The sequence below is a fragment of the Streptomyces lusitanus genome (genome assembly GCF_042647945.1).
Taxonomy (GTDB): Bacteria; Actinomycetota; Actinomycetes; order Streptomycetales; family Streptomycetaceae; genus Streptomyces; species Streptomyces pseudogriseolus.
On the sequence record NZ_JBHRWL010000017.1, the window covers coordinates 13593 to 35155 of the forward strand.

Annotated in this window: 18 protein-coding genes; 11 read left to right on the forward strand and 7 right to left on the reverse strand. The window is 72.5% G+C overall.

The window, feature by feature from the left end:
• Window positions 1-94: 94 nt before the first annotated feature.
• On the reverse strand, window positions 95-1027 hold the full coding sequence (locus ACFOSY_RS23480; protein ID WP_394310096.1) for a Ppx/GppA phosphatase family protein: 933 nt from the start codon (window positions 1025-1027) through the stop codon (window positions 95-97).
• A gap of 95 nt (window positions 1028-1122) precedes the next feature.
• Between ACFOSY_RS23480 and ACFOSY_RS23485 the strand changes: the two genes are divergently transcribed.
• Window positions 1123-1995 (forward strand): hypothetical protein, encoded by an 873-nt coding sequence (locus tag ACFOSY_RS23485; RefSeq protein WP_394310097.1) that lies wholly within the window; start codon window positions 1123-1125, stop codon window positions 1993-1995.
• A gap of 79 nt (window positions 1996-2074) precedes the next feature.
• Here the strand turns inward: ACFOSY_RS23485 and ACFOSY_RS23490 are convergent, their stop codons facing one another.
• Window positions 2075-3889: a BACON domain-containing protein gene (locus ACFOSY_RS23490; protein ID WP_394310100.1), complete on the reverse strand. Its 1815-nt coding sequence runs from the start codon at window positions 3887-3889 to the stop codon at window positions 2075-2077.
• Window positions 3890-4635: 746 nt separating this feature from the next.
• Between ACFOSY_RS23490 and radA the strand changes: the two genes are divergently transcribed.
• Together radA and disA are read left to right on the forward strand one after the other, a co-directional pair.
• Entirely contained in the window at window positions 4636-6048 is a 1413-nt protein-coding gene (radA, locus tag ACFOSY_RS23495; RefSeq protein WP_394310101.1) for a DNA repair protein RadA, read from the forward strand.
• 69 nt (window positions 6049-6117) lie between these two features.
• Window positions 6118-7242 carry a DNA integrity scanning diadenylate cyclase DisA gene (gene disA / locus ACFOSY_RS23500; RefSeq protein ID WP_031020135.1) on the forward strand — a complete coding sequence of 375 codons (1125 nt, stop codon included), beginning with the start codon at window positions 6118-6120 and terminating at the stop codon, window positions 7240-7242.
• 71 nt (window positions 7243-7313) lie between these two features.
• Here disA and ACFOSY_RS23505 read toward each other — a convergent pair whose 3' ends face one another.
• Window positions 7314-8204, reverse strand: a complete 891-nt coding sequence (locus tag ACFOSY_RS23505) for a hypothetical protein (protein WP_394310105.1) — start codon at window positions 8202-8204, stop codon at window positions 7314-7316.
• Window positions 8205-8503: 299 nt separating this feature from the next.
• On the opposite strand from ACFOSY_RS23505, the gene ACFOSY_RS23510 reads away from it, so the two are divergent.
• The 5 genes from ACFOSY_RS23510 to cseC all read left to right on the forward strand — a co-directional run bounded on the left by ACFOSY_RS23510 (window position 8504) and on the right by cseC (window position 13111).
• Window positions 8504-9439, forward strand: a complete 936-nt coding sequence (locus ACFOSY_RS23510; protein ID WP_369157271.1) for an A/G-specific adenine glycosylase — start codon at window positions 8504-8506, stop codon at window positions 9437-9439.
• Window positions 9440-9722: 283 nt separating this feature from the next.
• Window positions 9723-10262: a SigE family RNA polymerase sigma factor gene (locus tag ACFOSY_RS23515; RefSeq protein WP_225656922.1), complete on the forward strand. Its 540-nt coding sequence runs from the start codon at window positions 9723-9725 to the stop codon at window positions 10260-10262.
• Window positions 10250-10900 carry a hypothetical protein gene (locus ACFOSY_RS23520; protein WP_394310109.1) on the forward strand — a complete coding sequence of 217 codons (651 nt, stop codon included), beginning with the start codon at window positions 10250-10252 and terminating at the stop codon, window positions 10898-10900. The genes ACFOSY_RS23515 and ACFOSY_RS23520 overlap by 13 nt, the downstream gene beginning before the upstream one ends.
• Window positions 10901-11060: 160 nt before the next feature.
• Window positions 11061-11759: a two-component system response regulator CseB gene (cseB, locus tag ACFOSY_RS23525; RefSeq protein WP_225656924.1), complete on the forward strand. Its 699-nt coding sequence runs from the start codon at window positions 11061-11063 to the stop codon at window positions 11757-11759.
• Window positions 11760-11767: 8 nt separating this feature from the next.
• Window positions 11768-13111 carry a two-component system sensor histidine kinase CseC gene (gene cseC, locus ACFOSY_RS23530; RefSeq protein ID WP_394310113.1) on the forward strand — a complete coding sequence of 448 codons (1344 nt, stop codon included), beginning with the start codon at window positions 11768-11770 and terminating at the stop codon, window positions 13109-13111.
• 10 nt (window positions 13112-13121) lie between these two features.
• On the opposite strand, the gene ACFOSY_RS23535 is transcribed toward cseC, so the two are convergent.
• From ACFOSY_RS23535 to ACFOSY_RS23545, 3 genes are all read right to left on the reverse strand, one after another.
• Window positions 13122-13565: a VOC family protein gene (locus tag ACFOSY_RS23535; protein WP_394310115.1), complete on the reverse strand. Its 444-nt coding sequence runs from the start codon at window positions 13563-13565 to the stop codon at window positions 13122-13124.
• Window positions 13562-14062, reverse strand: a complete 501-nt coding sequence (locus ACFOSY_RS23540; protein ID WP_394310118.1) for a helix-turn-helix transcriptional regulator — start codon at window positions 14060-14062, stop codon at window positions 13562-13564. The genes ACFOSY_RS23535 and ACFOSY_RS23540 overlap by 4 nt, the downstream gene beginning before the upstream one ends.
• 111 nt (window positions 14063-14173) lie before the next feature.
• Entirely contained in the window at window positions 14174-15757 is a 1584-nt protein-coding gene (locus tag ACFOSY_RS23545) for an MDR family MFS transporter (RefSeq protein ID WP_394310120.1), read from the reverse strand.
• Between the two features lie 137 nt (window positions 15758-15894).
• Between ACFOSY_RS23545 and ACFOSY_RS23550 the strand changes: the two genes are divergently transcribed.
• Window positions 15895-16491, forward strand: a complete 597-nt coding sequence (locus tag ACFOSY_RS23550) for a TetR/AcrR family transcriptional regulator (RefSeq protein WP_394310122.1) — start codon at window positions 15895-15897, stop codon at window positions 16489-16491.
• Window positions 16492-16521: 30 nt separating this feature from the next.
• On the opposite strand, the gene ACFOSY_RS23555 is transcribed toward ACFOSY_RS23550, so the two are convergent.
• Window positions 16522-17259, reverse strand: coding sequence for a M23 family metallopeptidase (locus ACFOSY_RS23555; RefSeq protein ID WP_394310123.1), 738 nt, complete (start codon window positions 17257-17259; stop codon window positions 16522-16524).
• A gap of 439 nt (window positions 17260-17698) precedes the next feature.
• Between ACFOSY_RS23555 and ACFOSY_RS23560 the strand changes: the two genes are divergently transcribed.
• Together ACFOSY_RS23560 and ACFOSY_RS23565 are read left to right on the forward strand one after the other, a co-directional pair.
• Entirely contained in the window at window positions 17699-18364 is a 666-nt protein-coding gene (locus ACFOSY_RS23560) for an HAD family acid phosphatase (protein ID WP_394310124.1), read from the forward strand.
• 65 nt (window positions 18365-18429) lie between these two features.
• Window positions 18430-21516: an NACHT domain-containing protein gene (locus ACFOSY_RS23565; protein WP_394310125.1), complete on the forward strand. Its 3087-nt coding sequence runs from the start codon at window positions 18430-18432 to the stop codon at window positions 21514-21516.
• Window positions 21517-21563 lie beyond the last annotated feature (47 nt).

Here is a 21563-nt window from a genome sequence, read left to right on the forward strand (position 1 = left end):
CGGGGTGGGGTGGGGGCGGTGCGGGGTACCGCTTCGCCGTTGTGGTGTTTGCCATAGCGGGCGGCGGCGCCTTCGGGGGCGGCCCTCTCGGGGGTCAGCCCGGGCCCATGTGGTCGAGGCGGCGGAGTATGACGCCCTCCCGCAGCGCCCAGGGGCAGATCTCCAGGCGCTCCACGCCGAACAGGTCCATCGCGCCCTCGGCGACCATCGCGCCGGCGAGCAGCTGCCCCGCGCGGGCCTCCGACACGCCCGGCAGTTCGGCGCGCTCGGCGGCGGTCATCCCGGCCAGCCGGGGCACCCACGCCTCCAGCGACTCGCGCTTCAGCTCGCGCTGCACGTACAGGCCCTCGGCGGAGCCCGGGGCGCCCGCGAGCCGGGCGAGCTGCTTGAAGGTCTTGGAGGTGGCCACCACGTGGTCCGGCGGGCCGAACCGGCTGAACTCGCCGACCGTGCGGGCTATCTCGGTACGGACGTGGCGGCGCAGCGCGCGGACGTCCTCGGCCTCGGGCGGGTCGCCGGGCAGCCGGCCGGCGGTGAGGCGGCCCGCGCCGAGCGGCAGCGACACCGCGGCGTCGGGCTCCTCGTCCAGGCCGTAGGCGATCTCCAGCGAGCCGCCGCCGATGTCGATGACCAGCAGCTTCCCGGAGGACCAGCCGAACCAGCGGCGGGCGGCGAGGAAGGTGAGCTTCGCCTCCTCCTCCCCGCTGAGCACCTGGAGTTCGACCCCGGTCTCCTCGCGGACGCGGCTGAGGACGTCGTCGGCGTTGCGGGCGTCGCGCACCGCGGAGGTCGCGAACGGCAGCAGCTCCTCCACGCCCTTGTCCTCGGCGGCCTGGAGCGCCTCGTGCACGACCGCCACCAGCCGGTCGATGCCGCCGGGGCCGATCGATCCGTCGTCGTCGAGGAGCTGGGCGAGGCGCAGTTCGGCCTTGTGCGAGTGCGCGGGCAGCGGCCGCGCGCCGGGGTGGGCGTCGACCACCAGCAGATGCACCGTGTTCGAGCCCACGTCGAGGACACCGAGTCTCATGTACGGAACGCTACTGCCGGCGGCGCGCCGTGTTGACCGTTTCCCACGGGCGGGAGCGGTGCCGGGGCGGGTCCCCGGCGACTTACCCTGGACGGGTGCCAAAGACGAAAAAGGCGAAGGACGAGAAGACGGACAAAAAGGCCAGGAAGGACAAGCGGGCCGGACTGGCCGGCGATCCTTCGCGGGTGCCGGTCCCGCAGACGCCGCGGCCGGCGCCTGCCGACGACGAGCAGTTCCTCGACTTCGCCCGCGCGTGGGTGGAATTCCCTGATCCGGCGGACGACGAGCAGGTCTTCCGCTGCGATCTGACATGGCTCACCTCGCGGTGGAACTGCATCTTCGGCAGCGGCTGCCAGGGCATCCAGGCGGGCCGCGCGGACGACGGGTGCTGCACGCTGGGTGCCCATTTCTCGGACGAGGACGACGAGAAGCGCGTCGCCGAGCATGTGGCGAGGCTCACGCCGGACATCTGGCAGCACCACGCGGAGGGCACCCGCAACGGGTGGATCTCCGAGGACGAGGACGGCGAGCGGCAGACGCGCCCGTTCCAGGGGTCGTGCATCTTCCAGAACCGTCCGGGCTTCGCGGGCGGCATGGGCTGCTCGCTGCACATCCTCGCCCTCAAGGAGGGCCGCGAGCCGCTGGAGACCAAGCCGGACGTCTGCTGGCAGCTCCCGGTCCGGCGTACGTACGAGTGGATCGACCGGCCCGACGACACGCGGGTGCTCCAGGTGTCGATCGGCGAGTACGACCGGCGGGGCTGGGGCCCCGGCGGCCACGACCTGCACTGGTGGTGCACGTCGGCGACCTCGGCGCACGGCGCAGGCGAGCCGGTGTACGTCTCCTACCGCGCGGAGCTGATCGAGCTGATGGGCAAGGCGGGGTACGACCGGCTGGTCGAGCTGTGCGAGGAGCGGCTGGCGTCGCAGCTGCCGCTGCTGGCGCCGCATCCGGCGGACCCGTCCTGACGGGTTGCTCACGGCGTTTCCGGCGCCCGTTCCCCGAGAGTGGGGACGGGCGCCGCTTCGTGTGCGGAGACGCGGTGTTCTACGGCGTGCCCGGGCCGGGCGTGCCCGGGTCCGGGGTGCCCGTGCCGCCGGGAGGCGTGGAGCCGCCGGGGTCCGAGGGCTCGGGGTCGGAGGGGTCCGAGGGCGACGGGTCGGAGGGTGAGGGGTCTGACGGGGCGGGGTCCGTGGGCGTCGAGGGGTCCGGATCCGGCTCCTCGGAGGACGGCGGGTCGGTCGGCGTGGGGTCCGAGGGCGTCGGAGTGGTCGGCGTGGGGTCCGGGTGCGAGGGCGACGGGGGCGGGCCGCTCGGGGTGCCCGGGGCCGACGGGGAGCCGGTGACCGGGCCGGCCGGGGCGGGGCCGTATCCCTCGATGGACACCACGGAGCCCGCCGGGGAGATCGCCACCGTGGCCCGCCAGTGGCCGGACGGCTCGCGCAGCTGGTCGACGAAGACCCGGATCGTCACCGACTCGCCGGGCGCGAGCGTGCCCGAGGAGCGGTTGAGGTAGAGCCAGGAGGCGCCGGTGGACGCGGACCAGCGGACCGGTGCGTCGCCCCGCGCGGTGAGGGTGATCAGCGTGGTGTCACCGCTGTGGGCGGCCGACACACCCAGCTCGGCGGCGCCCTTGTGCCCGGCGCCGGCCACCTCGACGACCTCCACGGACACGTCCGGAGCGCCGTCGGCGCCGAACCGGGTGCCGGGTCGGGGCCGGGCGTTGCCGGCGTTCTCGTAGCCGGCGCCGCCCTCGCCGCCGTCGAAGTCGACGGTGCCGTCCTCGCGGGCGGAGGACGGGCCGCCGCCCACGCCCTCGCCCACCGGGGTGCCCCGGTAGGCGGCCCACAGCGCCAGCACGGGCGCGGCGACGACCGTGGCGACGACGGTCGTGGTGACGGCACGCGCGCGCAGGCGGTCCCGGCGGGCGACCCGGTCCTTGGGGTTCATGGGGAAGCCGCGCCGGTCGAAGCGGGGCGCGCCGCCACGCGCGCGGGGGTGGTGCGCGAGGGCGGTGTGCAGGGCGGCCGCGGGCGCCTGCACGAGGGGCAGGGTGTCGGGCGTGACGCTGGTGCCGGGCCACCGGCCGGGGACGGCCCGCTCGGCGGTGCGGCGGCAGCGCGGGCAGTCGTCGACGTGGCGCACGAGCTCGCGGCGCAGGGTCGTGCCGAGCACCATCCCCTGGTCGCCGGTGAGATGCGCCACGCCGGGGCAGGCGCCGGTCTCGACGACGGCGAGGGCCGCGCGGGTGCGCTCCACCTCGCAGGCGGCGGTGGCGAGCAGTTCGCGTGCCGCGGCGGGCGCCATGCCGAGCACGGCGGCGACCTCGTGGGCGGCGAGGCGATGGCGTACGGCGAGTTCGAGCGCCTCGCGCTGCTCCGGGCTGGTGCCGGCGGCCTCCGGCCAGGCCAGCGCGGCCAGTTCGCCACGGCGCCGCTCCTGCTCCTCGGGGGGCACGGCGGGGGCGTCCTGATGTCGCGCGGAGGCGCGCTGTCTGCCGGAGCGGCCGCCGGCGTGCGAGGCCTGACGTCTCTGCCTGGCCTCGGCCAGCGCGCGCAGACACGCCCAGCGGGCGAGGGCGTACAGCCACGCGCGGAGGCTGCCGAGTTCGTCCGGGACGTGCCGGTCGCGGCGCTCCGCGAGGTGGAGCGCGTCGGCCAGGGCGGCGGTCGCCGCGTCGTGGTCGCACAGGACGGACAGGCAGTAGGTGAACAGACCGTCCAGGTGCGGCTCGTAGCGGGCGGCCGACCGCCGGGCCAGTGTGCGCGCGGCCGCCCGGTCGCGCGCTTCCCGGTGCGTCCGGTCGGTTCCGGTCGTACGGGTGGACGTACGGGTCGAGGTGTCCGGGCCGCTGCTCGTCATTCGGCGACCGTAGGCGTCCCCGGCCGACGCCTTCCGGCGCCGTGCGCACTTTTAATCCGTACGGGTGAAACGATCCCTCAATCCGGGGACAGGAACCTTTCCCCGCCGCGTGAGCGGCCACGACGCGGGACGGGTACACGGCACCTACGGCGCCGGGGGGCGCCATGTCCCGCATCCGCCTGGCGGGGTGCCTCACTCCGGCCGGCCGGACACCCGGACGGATCACGCCCACCTGGCGCACGGTCCTGCGCGGACGTCCGACACCCCTGGCCCGCATCCGGAAGGCACCTCCTCGCCCCATGGGCTGCCGGGCGAGAGCTGAGCCCAGCACGAACCACACCGCCGGGCCTCCGCCCGAAGGAACGGTGCAGCCAACACAGCGGGCGCTCGGGGCTCCGCCCACCGAGCCCGGCCGCGCGTCAGGCTGGCCGGCCGCCGGGCGCCGGGCCGGCGTGACGGGGGCGCCGTCCCAGCCCGCCCGGCTCCCCGGTCGGACCGCGCCCACCCGGCGCGCAGGACCCGGCCGACGAGCCCGAGCGCGTGGCGGGGAGACCGGCCGGTGGGCCGCCGGGCCCTGACAGCCCGACCGGAGTGCCGCCCGCATCGAGGCGGCCGGTGCCCCGCGTGTCGGCCGGTCGCGCCGGCCGTCGCAGCGGTGCCTGCGTGACCGGCGGTCGAAGCGGGCACGCGCCCCGCCGGGACGGGGGCGGGCTTCCGGTGTCAGAGGGGGCCGTTACCTTTTGGGCATGGCTGCCCGTACCAAGACGTCCAAGGACCGTCCGTCCTACCGCTGCACCGAGTGCGGATGGCAGACGGCCAAGTGGCTCGGGCGCTGTCCCGAGTGCCAGGCCTGGGGGACGGTCGAGGAGTACGGTGCGGCGCCCGCCGTGCGGACGACCGCGCCGGGGCGGGTCACCACGTCCGCGCTGCCCATCGGGCAGGTCGACGGGCGGCAGGCCACCGCCCGCTCCACGGGCGTGCCCGAGCTGGACCGGGTGCTCGGCGGCGGGCTGGTGCCCGGCGCCGTGGTGCTGGTCGCGGGCGAGCCGGGCGTGGGCAAGTCCACACTCCTGCTGGACGTCGCCGCCAAGTCCGCGAGCGACGAGCACCGCACCCTGTACGTCACGGGTGAGGAGTCGGCGAGTCAGGTGCGGCTGCGCGCCGACCGCATCCACGCCATCGACGACCACCTCTATCTCGCCGCCGAGACCGATCTCGCCGCCGTCCTCGGGCACTTGGACGCGGTGAAGCCGTCCCTGCTGATCCTCGACTCGGTGCAGACGGTCGCGTCCCCCGAGATCGACGGCGCCCCGGGCGGCATGGCCCAGGTGCGCGAGGTGGCGGGCGCGCTGATCCGCGCCTCCAAGGAGCGCGGGATGTCCACGCTGCTGGTGGGCCACGTCACCAAGGACGGCGCCATCGCGGGCCCGCGTCTCCTGGAGCACCTGGTGGACGTCGTGCTGCACTTCGAGGGCGACCGGCACGCGCGGCTGAGGCTCGTGCGAGGAGTCAAGAACCGGTACGGGACGACGGACGAGGTCGGCTGCTTCGAGCTGCACGACGAGGGGATCACCGGACTCGCCGATCCCAGCGGGCTGTTCCTCACCCGGCGGGCCGAGCCGGTCCCGGGCACCTGTCTGACCGTCACCCTGGAGGGCCGCCGCCCCCTGGTCGCCGAGGTGCAGGCGCTCACGGTGGACTCACAGATCCCCTCCCCTCGCCGCACCACCTCCGGCCTGGAGACCTCCCGCGTCTCGATGATGCTGGCCGTGCTGGAACAGCGCGGCCGGATCAGCGCCTTGGGCAAAAGGGACATCTACTCCGCGACGGTCGGCGGCGTGAAGCTCTCCGAGCCGGCCGCGGACCTGGCCGTCGCCCTCGCCCTGGCCTCGGCCGCCAGCGACACCCCGCTGCCCAAGAACCTCGTCGCGATCGGCGAAGTGGGCCTCGCGGGCGAGGTGAGACGCGTCACGGGCGTGCAGCGCAGGCTCGCCGAGGCGCACCGCCTGGGCTTCACGCACGCCCTGGTGCCGGGCGACCCGGGCAAGGTCCCGGCGGGCATGAAGGTACTGGAAGTGGCGGACATAGGGGACGCGCTGCGGGTCCTTCCCCGCTCCCGTCGGCGAGAGGCCCCACGGGAGCAGGAGGACCGCCGGTAGACTTTGCCCAGGTCTCGCCCGTCCGTACGAAGCGCGGGGGCGCCCAGAACCTGCGACCGGAGGAGTGCAGTGGCAGCCAACGACCGGGCAGCAGCTCCCGGAAAGTCCGGTGGGAGTGCCGGTTCCGATGGCCTGATGCGCGCCTCGCTGAGCGCCGTGGCACCCGGTACCGCCCTGCGTGACGGCCTGGAGCGCGTGCTCCGCGGCAACACGGGCGGGCTCATCGTGCTCGGCTCGGACAAGACCGTCGAGGCGCTGTGCAGCGGCGGCTTCGTGCTGGACGTGGAGTTCACCGCGACCCGGCTGCGCGAGCTGTGCAAGCTCGACGGCGGCATCGTGCTGTCCTCGGACCTGTCGAAGATTCTGCGGGCCGGCGTCCAGCTGGTCCCGGACCCGACGATCCCCACCGAGGAGACCGGCACCCGGCACCGCACCGCCGACCGCGTCTCCAAGCAGGTCGGCTTCCCCGTGGTCTCCGTCTCCCAGTCGATGCGCCTGATCGCGCTGTACGTCGACGGCCAGCGCCGCGTCCTGGAGGACTCGGCGGCGATCCTGTCCCGCGCCAACCAGGCGCTCGCCACCCTGGAGCGCTACAAGCTCCGCCTCGACGAGGTCGCGGGCACGCTGTCCGCGCTGGAGATCGAGGACCTGGTGACGGTCCGGGACGTCTCCGCGGTCGCGCAGCGGCTGGAGATGGTGCGCCGCATCGCCACCGAAATCGCCGAATATGTGGTCGAACTGGGCACCGACGGCCGTCTTCTCGCCCTCCAGCTCGACGAGTTGATCGCGGGCGTGGAGCCGGAGCGCGAACTGGTCGTCCGGGACTACGTCCCCGAGCCGACCGCGAAGCGCTCCCGCACGGTCGACGAGGCGCTGCACGAGCTGGACGCGCTCACCCACGCGGAGCTGCTGGAGCTGCCGACGGTGGCGCGGGCGCTCGGGTACACCGGCTCTCCGGAGACGCTGGACTCGGCGGTGTCGCCGCGCGGCTTCCGCCTGCTGGCGAAGGTGCCGCGGCTGCCCGGCGCGATCATCGACCGCCTGGTGGAGCACTTCGGCGGACTTCAGAAGCTGCTCGCCGCGAGCGTGGACGACCTCCAGACGGTGGACGGCGTCGGCGAGGCCCGCGCCCGCAGCGTCCGCGAGGGTCTCTCCCGCCTGGCGGAAAGCAGCATCCTCGAACGCTACGTCTGACGAACGCGCCCCGAAGGGGCGCGGGGAACCGCGCGCCCGGCCCCCACCGGGCCGTCAGTCGACAAAAGACGTCAGTCAGCCTTGAGCACGAACGACGTCCGCACCTTCTCGAACCCGGGCGCCTTCGCCTCGACCAGATACGTACCCGGCTTCGCCGCCCCCGCCCGAGGCGTCGCGCACTCCTCCGCACTCGGCTTGCGGTCCCACTTCACGGTGTACGTGATGCTGTCCCCGGCCGGCACCCGGAAGGACAGACTGCGCGCGCCCTTGGGGCAGTCGTCCGACGCCCAGAACGTGTCGTCGTCCGTGGCCTGAGAGACCGTCAGCACCGTCCGCTCGGGACCGAGGTCGATCTTGCAGTCGGACCCGGACGTGTTCCGCGCGGTGAGCAGGAAGGTGGGCGTGTCCGTCGGCCCGTACGTGTTGTGCTCGCTGCGCAGGCTGAACCGAACCGCGCTCGCCGAGCAGTTGGGCAGTGTTGAGCTGGATCCGGCCGGCAGCGCGTCACCCGCGCCGACCCCCGCGGACGTACCGCCCTCGGAGCCGCCGCCGGCGCTGCCGCCCGCGCCGCTGCCGGAACCCTCCGCGCCTCCGGCGCCCGCGGAGTCGGCTGGGTCGCCGTCCCCGCCCTCGTCGTCGGAGCCGGAACCGGACGAACCGCCGGAGTCACCGGGGTCACCCGTGCCGTCGCCGGACCCCTCCGACCCGCCGTCGCCCGTCTCGTCGCGTCCGCCCGGCGCCTGGCTGATCGCGGGGCCCGAACCGGAGGGTCCCGGGGTGATGGAGGGCACGGGATTCTTGCCGTTCGCGCCGTTGTTCGCGCCCTTGCCGCCGCCGCCCGTGGAGACCACGACCCAGGTGATCAACAACGCCAACAGGGCGAGCACGGACAGCAGTACGGCCCTCCGACGCCAGTAGATGGAGGAGGGAAGCGGCCCGACCGGATTGCGCAGAGATCCCACGGCCCAAACTGTACGAGAGATCCGGGCGTTCACTTGTCCCACCCGCCGCCCCACGCGCAACTTTTCCGGATCATCATCCCGGTAACCGGCCGCACACCCTTGCCTTTTGTCATACCTCGACCGTTCCGACCGTTCCCACGGTTCCGGCCGTCCGCCCACGACCGTTCACCCACGGCCGCCCGCCCAGGGCCGTTCACCCACGCCCGGCGCCCAGCGGCGAGCGCGCACTGCTCCGCCGGAGGCCCTCCCCCGTGGCGCTCGGCCGTCCACGCGGCCCGGCGTGGCAGGATCGACGGGTCATGACTGCTCCCACGAAGCCCCCGTACGGCACCGCCGCCGATTCCGCGTCCGAGCGTGCTCCCGGTGAGCCGCTGCACTCCCCCGTCATCGACTGGTTCGACGAGCACGCCCGGGACCTTCCGTGGCGGCGCCCGGAGGCCGGCGCGTGGGGGGTGATGGTCAGTGAGTTCATGCTCCAGCAGACCCCGGTCAACCGCGTGCTGCCCGTCTACGAGCAGTGGATGGCCCGGTGGCCGCGCCCCGCCGACCTCGCCGCCGAGGCGCCCGGCGAGGCCGTCCGCGCCTGGGGCCGGCTCGGCTACCCGCGCCGCGCCCTGCGGCTGCACGGAGCCGCCGTGGCCATAACGGAACGGCACGGCGGCGACGTCCCCTCCGACCACGCCCAGCTGCTCGCGCTGCCCGGCATCGGCGAGTACACCGCCGCGGCCGTGGCGTCGTTCGCCTACGGGCAGCGGCACGCGGTGCTGGACACCAACGTCCGCCGGGTGTTCGCCCGCGCGGTCGCCGGCACCCAGTACCCGCCGAACGCCACCACCGCCGCCGAGCGCCGGCTCGCCCGCGCGCTGCTGCCGGAGGACGCGGCCACGGCCGCCCGGTGGGCCGCCGCCTCCATGGAGCTGGGCGCGCTGGTGTGCACGGCGAAGAACGAGGCGTGCCACCGCTGCCCGATCGCCGCGCAGTGCGCCTGGCGGCTGGCCGGCAAGCCCGCGCACGACGGTCCGCCGCGCCGTGGGCAGACGTACGCGGGTACCGACCGGCAGGTCCGCGGGCGGCTGCTCGCGGTGCTGCGGGAGGCGCACGGGCCGGTGCCGCAGGCGGCGCTGGACCGGGTGTGGCACGAGCCGGTGCAGCGCGCCCGCGCGCTGGACGGGCTGGTGTCCGACGGCCTGGTGGAGCCGATGCCGGGCGGCCTGTACCGGCTGCCGCTGACCTAGAGCCCGCCGCCTCCTCCGTCACACACGTCACGCCCGTCACACCGCACGAGACGGGCGTACCGCCCATACCCGCCTCGAACGCCTCGCCGCTTCGTCCCGTTCGTCCCTCCGTTACACAACCGACGGACACCCGAGGGCTGCCCGCAGGGTGCTTCGGACAGTGCCGTGACAACGCCTCCGTAGTTTCGGTCGCGTGCTCGACCGGAGCACGACGAGACGGATCACGAGCGGTACGGCCGGCCCGCGGGGGCGGGCCGGAACGGGGACCGGAAGGCGGTACACCATGGCGCAGGGCGAGGTGCTCGAGTTCGAGGAGTACGTCCGCACCCGGCAGGACGCGCTGTTGCGCAGCGCCCGGCGCCTGGTCCCGGACCCGATCGAGGCGCAGGACCTGCTCCAGACCGCGCTGGTGCGCACGTACGGCCGCTGGGAGACCATCGAGGACAAGCGGCTGGCCGACGCCTATCTGCGCCGCGTCATGATCAACACGCGGACGGAGTGGTGGCGGGCGCGGAAGCTGGAGGAGGTGCCCACCGAGCAGCTCCCCGAGTCGCGCGTGGAGGACGCCACCGAGCAGTACGCGGACCGCGCCCTGCTGATGGACGTGCTGAAGGTCCTCGCCCCGAAGCAGCGCAGCGTCGTGGTGCTGCGACACTGGGAGCAGATGTCCACGGACGAGACGGCCGCCGCACTCGGCATGTCGGCCGGAACGGTCAAGAGCACGCTGCACCGGGCGCTGGCCCGGCTCCGCGAGGAGCTGGAGTCCCGCGAGTCGGACGCACGCGCGCTGGAGCGTGAGGAGCGGGAGCGTTGCGCGGCCTGACCGGCGCGGGGTCCGTACGGGCCCGGTCCACCGCACGGGCGGCGAGCACGGCGACGGCCGTGCTCGCCGCCGTCGCGCTGTTCGCGAGCGGATGCGGCGCGAGCGGCACCGGCGCCCGGGACGAGGGCCCGGCGCGCGTGGACGGCGGGGCCAGCCCGGCCGCCCCCGCGACCGCGGCCTCGCCGACGCCGGACCGGGTCGACGCGGTGCGGCTGATCAAGCGGGACCCGGCCGTCTCGGCCGAGGTGAAGCGGGAGCTGAAGCCCTGTGTCGCCGACGAGTACCCGGTGGACGTCAGCTACGGCAACCTGACCGGCGAGGCCGGGGACGACGTCGTCGTCAACGTGCTGACCTGCGGTGACGCCGTCGGCATCGGCGCGTACGTGTACCGGCGCCAGGGCGACGCGTACGTCAACGTGTTCGGCGCGGAGGAGCCGCCGGTGTACGCCGAGATCGACCGCGGGGACCTGGTGGTGACCAAGCAGGTCTACGACCGCGGCGACCCGGTGTCGAGCCCGTCCGGCGAGATCGTGATCACGTACCGCTGGGTCTCGGGCCGGTTCGCCGAGAAGTACCGCACCCACAACGAGTACGGGCCGGTGTCCGGCGCGGTGCCCTCTCCGGCGCCCGAGGGCTGAGACACGGCTCACAGCGGGAACCGCCGGCGGGCCCACGGACGATGAAGGGGTGGACCCGTCGCGCGGCCGGCGCCTCCCGCGGGGTGGGCCGCCGACGTAAGACCCGGCGAGGGCGGGGGCACGCCCGGGCCGGGACCACACGAGAACTGAGAGCAGCGGGATGGCAGACCAGACCCATGTCCTCTTCGTCGAGGACGACGACGTCATCCGCGAGGCCACCCAGCTCACGCTGGAGCGGGACGGCTTCGCGGTCACCGCGATGCCCGACGGGCTGTCGGGTCTGGAGGCGTTCCGCGCCGACCGGCCGGACATCGCGCTCCTCGATGTCATGGTGCCCGGTCTGGACGGGGTCAGCCTGTGCCGGCGGATACGGGACGAGTCGACCGTCCCGGTGATCATGCTGTCGGCGCGGGCCGACGCCATCGACGTGGTGCTGGGCCTGGAGGCGGGCGCCGACGACTACGTGACCAAGCCGTTCGACGGCGCCGTCCTGGTCGCCCGGATCCGGGCGGTGCTGCGCCGCTTCGAGCGGGCGGGCGGCGCGGGCGCCGGGCAGGACGACGGGGACGGCGGGCCGCTGCTGGCCTTCGGCGAGCTGGAGATAGACACCGAGGGCATGGAGGTGCGCAAGGCCGGGCAGCCGGTCGCGCTCACCCCGACCGAGATGCGGCTGCTGCTGGAGTTCTCCGCGGCGCCGGGCACCGTGCTGAGCCGCGACAAGCTGCTCGAGCGGGTCTGGGAGTACGGCTGGGGCGGGGACACGCGCGTGGTCGACGTCCATGTGCAGCGGCTGCGCGCGAAGATCGGCCAGGACCGGATCGAGACGGTCCGCGGCTTCGGCTACAAGCTGAAGGCCTGAGCGGGCGGATGCGGGGACACATCCGGCGCCTGGTGACGGCGTTCGTACGGCGGGCCGGCATCGGGGCGGGCCTGAGATGGAAGCTCAGCGCGGCGATCGCGCTGGTCGGCGCGCTGGTGGCGGTCGCGCTCAGCCTGGTCGTGCACAACGCGGCGCGGGTGTCGATGCTGGACAACGCGCGCGACCTCGCCGACGAGCGCATCATGATCGCCCAGCGCAACTACGAGCTGTCCGGGCGGCTGAACTTCCCCAACACCAAGATCGACGACCCGCAGCTGCCCGCGGAGCTGCGCGCCAAGGTCGAGGAGGGCCGCCGCGCCACCTACGTCGCCGACCGGGGCGGCGCGCCGGACATCTGGGCGGCGGTGCCGCTGAAGAGCGGGCATGTGATGTCGCTGCACTCCGGCTTCACCGACCGCAGCTCGGACATCCTCAAGGACCTGGACCAGGCCCTGTGGATCGGCTCCCTGGCCACCGTGCTCGGCGGCTGCGCGCTCGGCGTGCTCATCGGCGGGCACCTGTCACGGCGGCTGCGCAAGGCGGCCACCGCCGCCAACCGGGTCGCGGGGGGCGAGACGGACGTGCGGGTGCGGGAGGCCATCGGCGGGGTGGTGCGGGACGAGACCGACGACCTGGCCAGCGCGGTGGACGCCATGGCGGACGCGCTGCGCCAGCGGCTGGAGGCCGAGCGCCGGGTGACCGCCGACATCGCCCACGAGCTGCGCACCCCGGTGACCGGCCTGCTCACCGCGGCGGAGCTGCTGCCGCCCGGCCGGCCCACGGAGCTGGTGCAGGACCGGGCCCGCGCGATGCGCACCCTCGTCGAGGACGTGCTGGAGGTCGCCCGGCTGGACAGCGCCTCCGAGCGGGCCGAGCTTCAGGACATCCTGCTCGGCGAGTTCGTCGCCCGGCGGGTGGCGGCGAAGGACCCGGACGTGGTGGTGCGGGTGGTCCACGAGTCGGAGGTCACGACCGACCCGCGGCGTCTGGAGCGGGTGCTGTTCAACCTGCTGGCCAACGCCGCCCGGCACGGCGCCCCGCCCATCGAGGTCACTGTGGAGGGCCGGGTCGTCCGGGTCCGCGACCACGGGCCCGGCTTCCCCGAGGCCCTGCTCGCCGAGGGGCCGAGCCGCTTCCGCACCGGCAGCGCGGACCGGGCGGGCCGGGGTCACGGCCTGGGCCTGACCATCGCGGCCGGCCAGGCGCGCGTCCTGGGCGCGCGGCTGACCTTCCGCAACGTACGCCCGGCGGGCGCGCCGGACGACGCGCCGCCCGAGGGCGCCGCCGCCGTCCTGTGGCTGCCGGAGCACGCCCCGACGAACACGGGGAGCTATCCGGTGCTGGCGCAGTAGCGGGGGCGGTTCAGCAGGCCCAGTCCTTGTCCGTGTCGAGGCCGCCCTCGCGGGGCTGGGTGAAGGAGAACCAGTTGCCCGAGTCGTCGCGGAACAGCGCCTCGGTGCCGTACGGGCGCTCCTGCGGCTCCTGGATGAACTCGACCCCGCGGGCCTTGAGCTCGGCGTAGTCGCCGTGGATGTCGTCGGTGGTCAGCACGCCGGGGCCGAGCGCTCCCTTGGCCACCAGCTTCTTGATCATCTCGGCGGACTCGGGGTCCATGCCCGCGCCGGGGACCATCAGCGTCAGCTCGACGTCGGGCTGCTTCGGCGAGCCGACGGTGAGCCAGCGCATGCCGCCCTCGCCCAGGGTCATGTCGGTGCGGACCTCAAGGCCCAGCTTCTCGGTGTAGAACTCCTTCGCCCGGTCCTGGTCGAGGACCCAGACGGTGGTGATGGCGAGCCCCTTGATCATGGCGTACTCCCGTTTCGCTGCCGTTCCTTGGGTGCCCTGTCACCGTAGGCAGCGCCGCCGTCGGCCCGCTTCTCCGGAATTGCGCTCCCCGCGGCACCGGCCGGAGCGGCGCGGTGTCCGCCGAGCCAGTGCATGGCGTAGCAGCCGGGGATCAGGGCGGCGCCGCGGCCCACGTGCTTGCGGCGGTACTCGCTCGGGGTGAGGCCCGTACGGCTCTTGAACCGCGCGGAGAACGTGCCCAGGCTGCTGAAGCCGACCAGGTGGCAGATCTCCGTGACCGACAGGTTCGCGGTGCGCAGCAGGTCCTCGGCGCGCTCGATGCGGCGGTGCGTGAGGTACTGGCCCGGGGTCTCGCCGTAGGTCTCCCGGAAGGCGCGGATGAAGTGGTAGCGCGAGTATCCGGCGTGCGCGGCGACCGCGGCCAGGTCGAGGTCCGGGTCGGCCCAGTCCCGGTCCATCGCGTCCTTGGCCAGCCTCAGCTGCCGCGTCCTGTTCATGCGACCGATGGTGGCACGGGGGTCCGACAACGAGGCCGGGCCTGTGGACGGGGAAGGCCCCCGGAGGCGCGGGTGCGCCGCCGGGGGCCTTCGTGCCGTACGGGAGGAGGGTCAGACGGCCTCGGTGACCGTCGCCGCCGCCGGTGCGCCGTCGCCGTCGTCGTCCTTCGCCTGGCCCGCGCCCTTGAGCGGGACCTCCTTGACGAACACCGCCGCCGCCAGCGACAGCACCGCGACGACCGCGCCCAGCAGGAACGCCCCGTGCGTGCCCGAGGAGACCGCGTGCTGGTACGCCTCGCGGGCCGCCTCCGGGAGCTTGGCCAGGCTCGCCGCGTCGAGCTGGGCGGACTGCTCGGTCACCTTGGAGCCCAGCGCGCCCGCGCGCTCCGCCATGACGTCCTGGACGCGGTGGTTGAACAGCGCGCCCATGACCGCGACGCCGAAGGACGAGCCGAGGGTGCGGAACAGGGTGGTCGTGGAGGACGCCACGCCCATGTCCTTCAGTTCCACGCTGTTCTGCGCGACCAGCATGGTGATCTGCATCAGGCAGCCCATGCCGAGGCCGACCACGGCCATGAAGACGCCGGAGGTGAGGCGGGAGGTCCCGGTGTCCATCGTGGACAGCAGGTACAGGCCGACGATCAGCAGGGCGCTGCCCGCCACCGGGAAGACCTTGTAGCGGCCGGTGTTCGTGGTGACCCGGCCCGCGACCATCGAGGTGACCAGCATCGCGCCCAGCATGGGCAGGAGCAGCAGACCGGAGTTGGTGGCCGAGGCGCCCTGCACGGACTGCTGGTACAGCGGCAGGAACAGCGTCGCGCCGAACATCACGAAGCCCACGATGAAGCCGATGAGGGACATCAGCGTGAAGTTGCGGCTGCGGAAGATGTGCAGCGGCACCACCGGCTCGGCGGCCCGGGTCTGCCAGAACACGAAGCCGACCAGGGACGCGACGCCGAGGGCGATCAGCTCCATGATCCGCGTGGAGGTCCAGGCGTACTCGGTGCCGCCCCAGGTGGTCACCAGGACGATCGCGGTGATGCCGACCGTCAGCAGCGCCACCCCGAGGTAGTCGATGCCGGCCTGCGACCGCTTCTTCGGCAGGTGCAGCACCACGCCGATCGCGGCCAGGGCGATCACGCCGAGCGGCAGGTTGATGTAGAAGGCCCAGCGCCAGCCCCAGTTGTCGGTGATGGTGCCGCCGACCAGCGGCCCGCCGATCATCGCCAGGGCCATCACAGCGGCCATCATGCCCTGGTACTTGCCGCGCTCCCGGGGCGGGATCAGGTCGCCGATGATCGCCATGACGCCGACCATCAGACCGCCCGCGCCCAGGCCCTGCACCGCGCGGAAGGCGATCAGCTGCCCCATGTCCTGCGCCATGCCGCTGAGCGCGGAGCCGATCAGGAAGATCACGATGGAGGCGATGAACGAGCCCTTGCGCCCGTACATGTCGCCGATCTTGCCCCATACCGGGGTGGAGGCCGCGGTGGCCAGCGTGTACGCCGTGACCACCCAGGAGAGGTGCTCCAGGCCACCCAGCTCGCCGACGATCGTGGGCATCGCGGTGCCGATGATCATGTTGTCGAGCATCGCGAGCATCATCGCGATCATGAGCGCGAGCAGCACCACGCGCACGCTTCTCGGCTGTTTCGTCCCGTCCGTGGGGACGGCCCCCGCCGCTGAGTCCGTCATCGCTCCTACTCCCCCGGCCACTCTCGATGGCCCGTCTTTACTTACTTGCCGCCCGGCTAGTTCACTGTGGTGCGAAGCTAGTCGCGTAACTAGCCGGTCGTCAAGTAAGTTTTCGTCAAGAGGGTCCGAGCGGGAAGATGGGCGGCACCATGGACGGCACCAAGCAGCGGCGCCGCGGGAACACCCGCCAGCGCATCCAGGACGAGGCGCTCGAGCTCTTCGCCGAGCAGGGCTACGAGAAGACCTCGCTGCGCGAGATCGCCGAGCGGCTGGACGTCACCAAGGCGGCGCTCTACTACCACTTCAAGACCAAGGAAGAGATCCTCGTCAGCATCTTCGAGGACCTGTCCCGGCCGATCGAGGACCTGATCGCGTGGGGACGGCGTCAGCCGCACTCGCTGGAGACCAAGCAGGAGATCATCCGCCGCTACAGCGCGGCGCTGATGGAGGCCGCCCCGCTGTTCCGTTTCATGCAGGAGAACCAGGCGGCCATCCGCGAGCTGCGCATCGGCGACATGTTCAAGACGAAGATGCTCGGACTGCGGGACATCCTCATCGACCCCGACGCCGACCTGGTCGACCAGGTGCGCTGCATCAGCGCCCTGTTCACCCTGCACGCCGGGATGCACGTCCTCCAGGACGTCGAAAGCGACCCCGTGAAGCGGCACGAAGCCGTTCTCGAGGTCGCCGTCGATCTGATCACCCAGGCCCACCGGCACACGGCCGAGGGCTGACCCGGGGAGCTTTCGGTCGCGTCCCGCGGGTCAGACGGTCACGCCCTTGCTCTTCAGGAAGGTCACCGGGTTGACCGCCGAGCCGTAGTTCGGGGTGGTGCGGATCTCGAAGTGGAGGTGCGGACCGCTGGAGTTGCCGGTGTTGCCGGACAGGGCGATCTTCTGGCCGGTCTTGACGACCTGGCCGACCTTCACGTTGACCTGCGACAGGTGGGCGTACTGGGAGTACGTCTTGTTGCCGTGCTTGATCACGATGGCGTTGCCGTACGCCGGGCCGTCGCCGGCGCCGTTGCCGCCGGCCTTGACGACCGTGCCGCCGTGGGCGGCCATCACGGGGGTGCCGGTCGGGACGGCGTAGTCCTGGCCGGAGTGCTTGTGCGCCCACATGCCGCCGTTCTGCGCGAAGCTCGCCGACAGCTTGTAGGACTTCACCGGGTCGATCCAGGAGGCGGCCTTCTTCTTGGCCGCGGCCTTCGCCGCCTTCTTCGCCTGGACGGCCTTGGCGGCGGCCGCCTTCTTCGCCTCGGCGGCCTTCTCGGCCTTGGCGGCCTGCGCCTGCACGGCCTTCGCCTGAGCCTCGGCGGCCTTGGACTGGGCGGCCGCCTGCGCCTGCACGGCGCCGGCCGCGCCGGAGGCGGCCGTGGTGTCGACGGCGGCCGCGACCCCGGCTCCCAGGACGACCGAGGTGCCCAGGCCGGCGGCCAGGACGGCCGCACGGGTACGGGTGGCGGACGTGCGGGGGAAACGGGACGTGACGCGCTCGAACATCGAAACCTCATGGGGGAGGGGACAGAGGAGAACCACCGGCTCACGGGACCCGTGGCGCGGTGGCCATTCAGTGGTAACCCTTTCGCCCGATACGCCGCAAAGGTGTGACCTACGACGGAAATTCGTAGGTATCGACTGAGCTGCGCTCCCTCTGAGACAGGGCTCACAGGGGCCGAAAGCCCCATTTCAAGCCGTTCGCTCGCACTTTCGCCCGGAATGTCCGATGTAGTTTCGGTGTCTCTCTACTATTTCGGGTCGTATGTGACGCAGCTCCTGTGCGGCACGTCACCGGCGGAGTGAAAAAGCGGGCGGAGAAATGTGGCGCAGGCCTCTGGCCGCCTACCGCCCGGTAACCCTACGGTTCACCTCGCGTCACCCTCGCACACGAACATGCACACGACATGTTGGCAGCGTCACGACGTGAGAGGACCCCCACGAGATGAGAAGCCGACGCCCCTGGCTGCGCCGCGTATCGGTCACCGCCGTCTCCGCGACCGCCCTGGTGGCCCTCGCCGCACCGGCCGAGGCCACGCCCTCCGCAGCGGCCCCCACGACGGCCACCGCCACCCTCCCGGCCGCCGCCCCCGCCGCGCCCTCCGCCCTCGCGGCGGACGTCGACTACGACACCTGGCAGCGCGACTGCCAGGCCGTCATGGACCAGGCCCTGCCCTATGTGGAGCAGCGCATCGCGGACGCCCGGCCGGGCGAGAAGCAGGCGATCGTCCTCGACATCGACAACACCGCGCTGGAGACCGACTTCGGGTTCAGCTTCCCGCAGCCCGCCAACGAGCCGGTCCTGGAGGTCGCGCGGTACGCCGAGGAGCGCGGCGTCGACCTGTTCTTCGTCACCGCCCGCCCCGGCATCATCGAGGCGCCCACCGAGTGGAACCTCGACCACGCCGGCTACGAGTCCTCCGGCCTGTACGTCCGCGGCTTCCTGGACCTCTTCAGGAACGTCGCCGAGTACAAGACCGCCCAGCGCGTCGACATCGAGCGCAAGGGCTACACGATCATCGCCAACATCGGCAACAGCGCCACCGACCTCTCCGGCGGCCACGCCGAGCGCACCTTCAAGCTCCCGGACTACGACGGCCAGCTGTCCTGACCCGGAACTCCCCGGTGGGCTCCGTCCGTTCACCTGCCGTGTGACTCAATCACGGAGGGTGACGGATGGAGCCCGTACTTCTGGGGGGCAGACTGGCGTCCGGTCTCATCGCACCGCTGCTGAGGAAACTGTTCGTGGCGGACGGCCCGGGCGCCGGGTTGGTCGCCAAGCCGGTGCGGCTGTCCGACCTCGTCTCCTTCCGCGGTGAGAAGCGGACGCTGGGTGAAAAGGAGGTGCACCGGCTGGCCGGACGGCTGGTCGGGCAAGCCCTGGACTCCCCCGGTGAACCGCCCTTCCCACCCGACGAACACCCGGCCGTCGCCGCCGCCCTGGCCCGTCGCCTGCTCGCCCTCGGCGAGCTCGACATGGACGACGTCCAGGCCGTCCGGCTCGGCCACACGGAGCTGGCTCAGCACCTGCGCACCGCATCCCCTTCCACCGACGGATTGTCGGCGGACGCGTGCTACTTCCTCGACTCGGCGACGGAATGGGCATGCCTGCACATCCTTGAGTTCTTCACCCGCCGCTCCGGCTTCGTGGCACGCACCCTGGTGGAGCAGACCCGGGCCCAGGGCGAACTCATCGCTAGGGTCGACGAACTGATCACACGGACGCCCCGCCCCGCCGCCCGCGACACCGCGTTCGAGAGCCGGTACCGGGCGTATGTCGCGAAGAAGCACGGCAAGCTCACGATCTACGGCATCGACCTCAGCAATTCCCCGGCCCGCTGGCCGCTGGACGTCGCCTATCTGAGCCTCCAGACGCTGGAACGTGGCCACACGGAATCCGCACCAGGGCTGGGGCACGCCGCACCCGTCTCGGCCCCCGCCGACCAGGTACTGGCGGGGCACGACCGGGTCCTGCTGCGCGGCGTCGCGGGCTCAGGCAAGACGACACTGGTCCAGTGGCTCGCCGTGTCCGCCGCCCAGCGGCCGACCGGCCGTATGGCCTATCTCGCGGGACGGGTTCCCTTCGTCCTGCCTCTGCGCACCCTCACCCGCTACGGCGAACGGCTCCCGACGCCCGACCGGCTACTCAGCGCCGTCGACTGCCCGCTGGCCGGGGCGCAGCCGGGGGGCTGGGAGCACCGGGTGCTGGCAGCTGGCCGCGGCATCCTCCTGGTGGACGGGCTCGACGAGGTTCCGGAGCCGGAGCGCGCCCGGGCTCGTCGATGGTTGCGCGACCTGGTGAATGCCTATCCCGGCAACCGCTGGCTCGTCACCTCCCGCCCATCGGCCGTCGGTGAGGAGTGGCTGGTCGACGACGAGTTCACCGAGCTGTCCCTCACCGCGATGAGCGCGTCCGACGTGGCGTCCTTCATCAAACGCTGGCATCTGGCCGCCGTGACCGGTGAGGAGGACGAGGACGCACTGCTCGCCAGGTACGAGAAGCAGCTGCTCAACGCCGTGCGCACCAAGCCTGACCTGGGTCGTCTGGCCACCAACCCCCTGATGTGCGGCCTGATCTGCGCTCTGCACCGGGACCGGCGTGGCTATCTGCCTCACGGACGCAAGGAGCTGTATGAATCGGCCCTCTCGATGCTGCTGGTCCGGCGCGACCGCGAGCGTGACATGGCGGGCGTGGAGGGAGTCAGCGAGGAGCCACAACTGCAGCTCCTACAACGGCTCGCGTACTGGCTCATCCGTAACGGCCGCACCGAGATGGACCGTGCACGCGCAGAGTGCATCATCGCGGAGTTCCTCCCGGCGGTCCCAACGGCTGCCGTGCTCGGTGACGCCACGGCCGTTCTGCGTCATTTCCTCATCCGGACCGGCCTGCTGTTGTCACCGTCCGAGGACACCGTTCACTTCGTCCATCGCACCTTCCAGGACTACCTGGGCGCACGGGCCGCGGTGGAGTCGGGGGACTTCGGCCTGCTCGCGGAACATGCTCTGGACGATCAGTGGTCGGACGTCATCCGCATGGCCGTGGCTCAGGGACGCCCACGGGAGCGGGCGGAGTTGCTGACGCTGGTGACCGCCCTTCCGGACAAGCGGGCCCACCTGTTGGCGATGGCTTCCCTGGAACACGCCACGGAGCTGGCACCCGAGGTGCGTCGGCGCACGGAGGAACTTGCTCACGCCTTGCTGCCCCCGCGGAACGGGGAGGAAGCCGGTGAGCTGGCGGAGGCGGGGCCTTTGGTCCTTGAGCTGCTTCCAGGGCCGGACGGGCTGAGCGACGAGGAGGCGGAGGCTGTGGCGGCCACGGCCGCCCTCGTGGGGACGGATGCCGCGTTGCCGGTGTTGGCGCGGTTCGTCGGGCACGGTGAAACGCGGGTGCGGATCACTCTGATGCGTGCCTGGGATCGTTTCAACCAGGACACCTACGCCGACGAAATCCTTGCGCCCATGGACACCGGTGACTTCTTCGTCAGCGTCACGTCACCGGAGGCCCTGCGCGCCCTGCCCCGGCTCGGGCCCCGACAGTGGCTGAGGGTCAACGGACCGCACGAGCCGGGGGACATCGTGCAGGTGCTGCCCGAGGGAATACGCGGTGTCGGCCTGGCAGACAATGCGGCGCTAAAGGATCTGCGACCGTTGACCTGCTTCGGCTCGATCGAGCAGGTGGCGCTCATGCAATGTCCTGAGGCAGGAGACCTCTCACCACTCGCCGACCTGAGTCTGAGCGAGCTGGATTTGTATCACACAGGGCTGATCACCGGCCTCCATCGTCTGACCACGTTGACCAGACTGGCGGTGACCAGTGGGCTCCCCGACGGACTGCGGCAACTTCCGCAGGCCGCCCCGCTGACCGAGCTGACACTGGACGTCGGAGTCCTGATGGCGGGCGGACTGCGAGGGCTGCGCAATTGGTCGCTGTTGTCCGCAGTCACCTTGAGCGCAGGTACGGAACGCCTCCGTGCCGAGGACTGGGCAGAACTCGCCGCCCTGCCCGCACTCACCCTCCTCACGCTCCCGGCCTCGGCAGCAGCCGACTGCGCCGACGCCGGTGAGCTCCCCGAGGTCGAGATGCTCCAGGTGACCGGCGTCCTGGGGACCGAGGATCTGGCACCTCTGGCGCGACTGTGTCCGAACATACGCATGGTTCGACTCCTCACGCTCCGGGCTGTGCGTCTGGACACCACGGTCTTCGAGGCGGATTTCCCGGGCACGGAGATTCAGGCTCCGTACCACCGTCCCTTCGCTCTCTGAACACGAAAGGGGCCGGCACCCTCGCGGGTGCCGGCCCCTTTCACAGG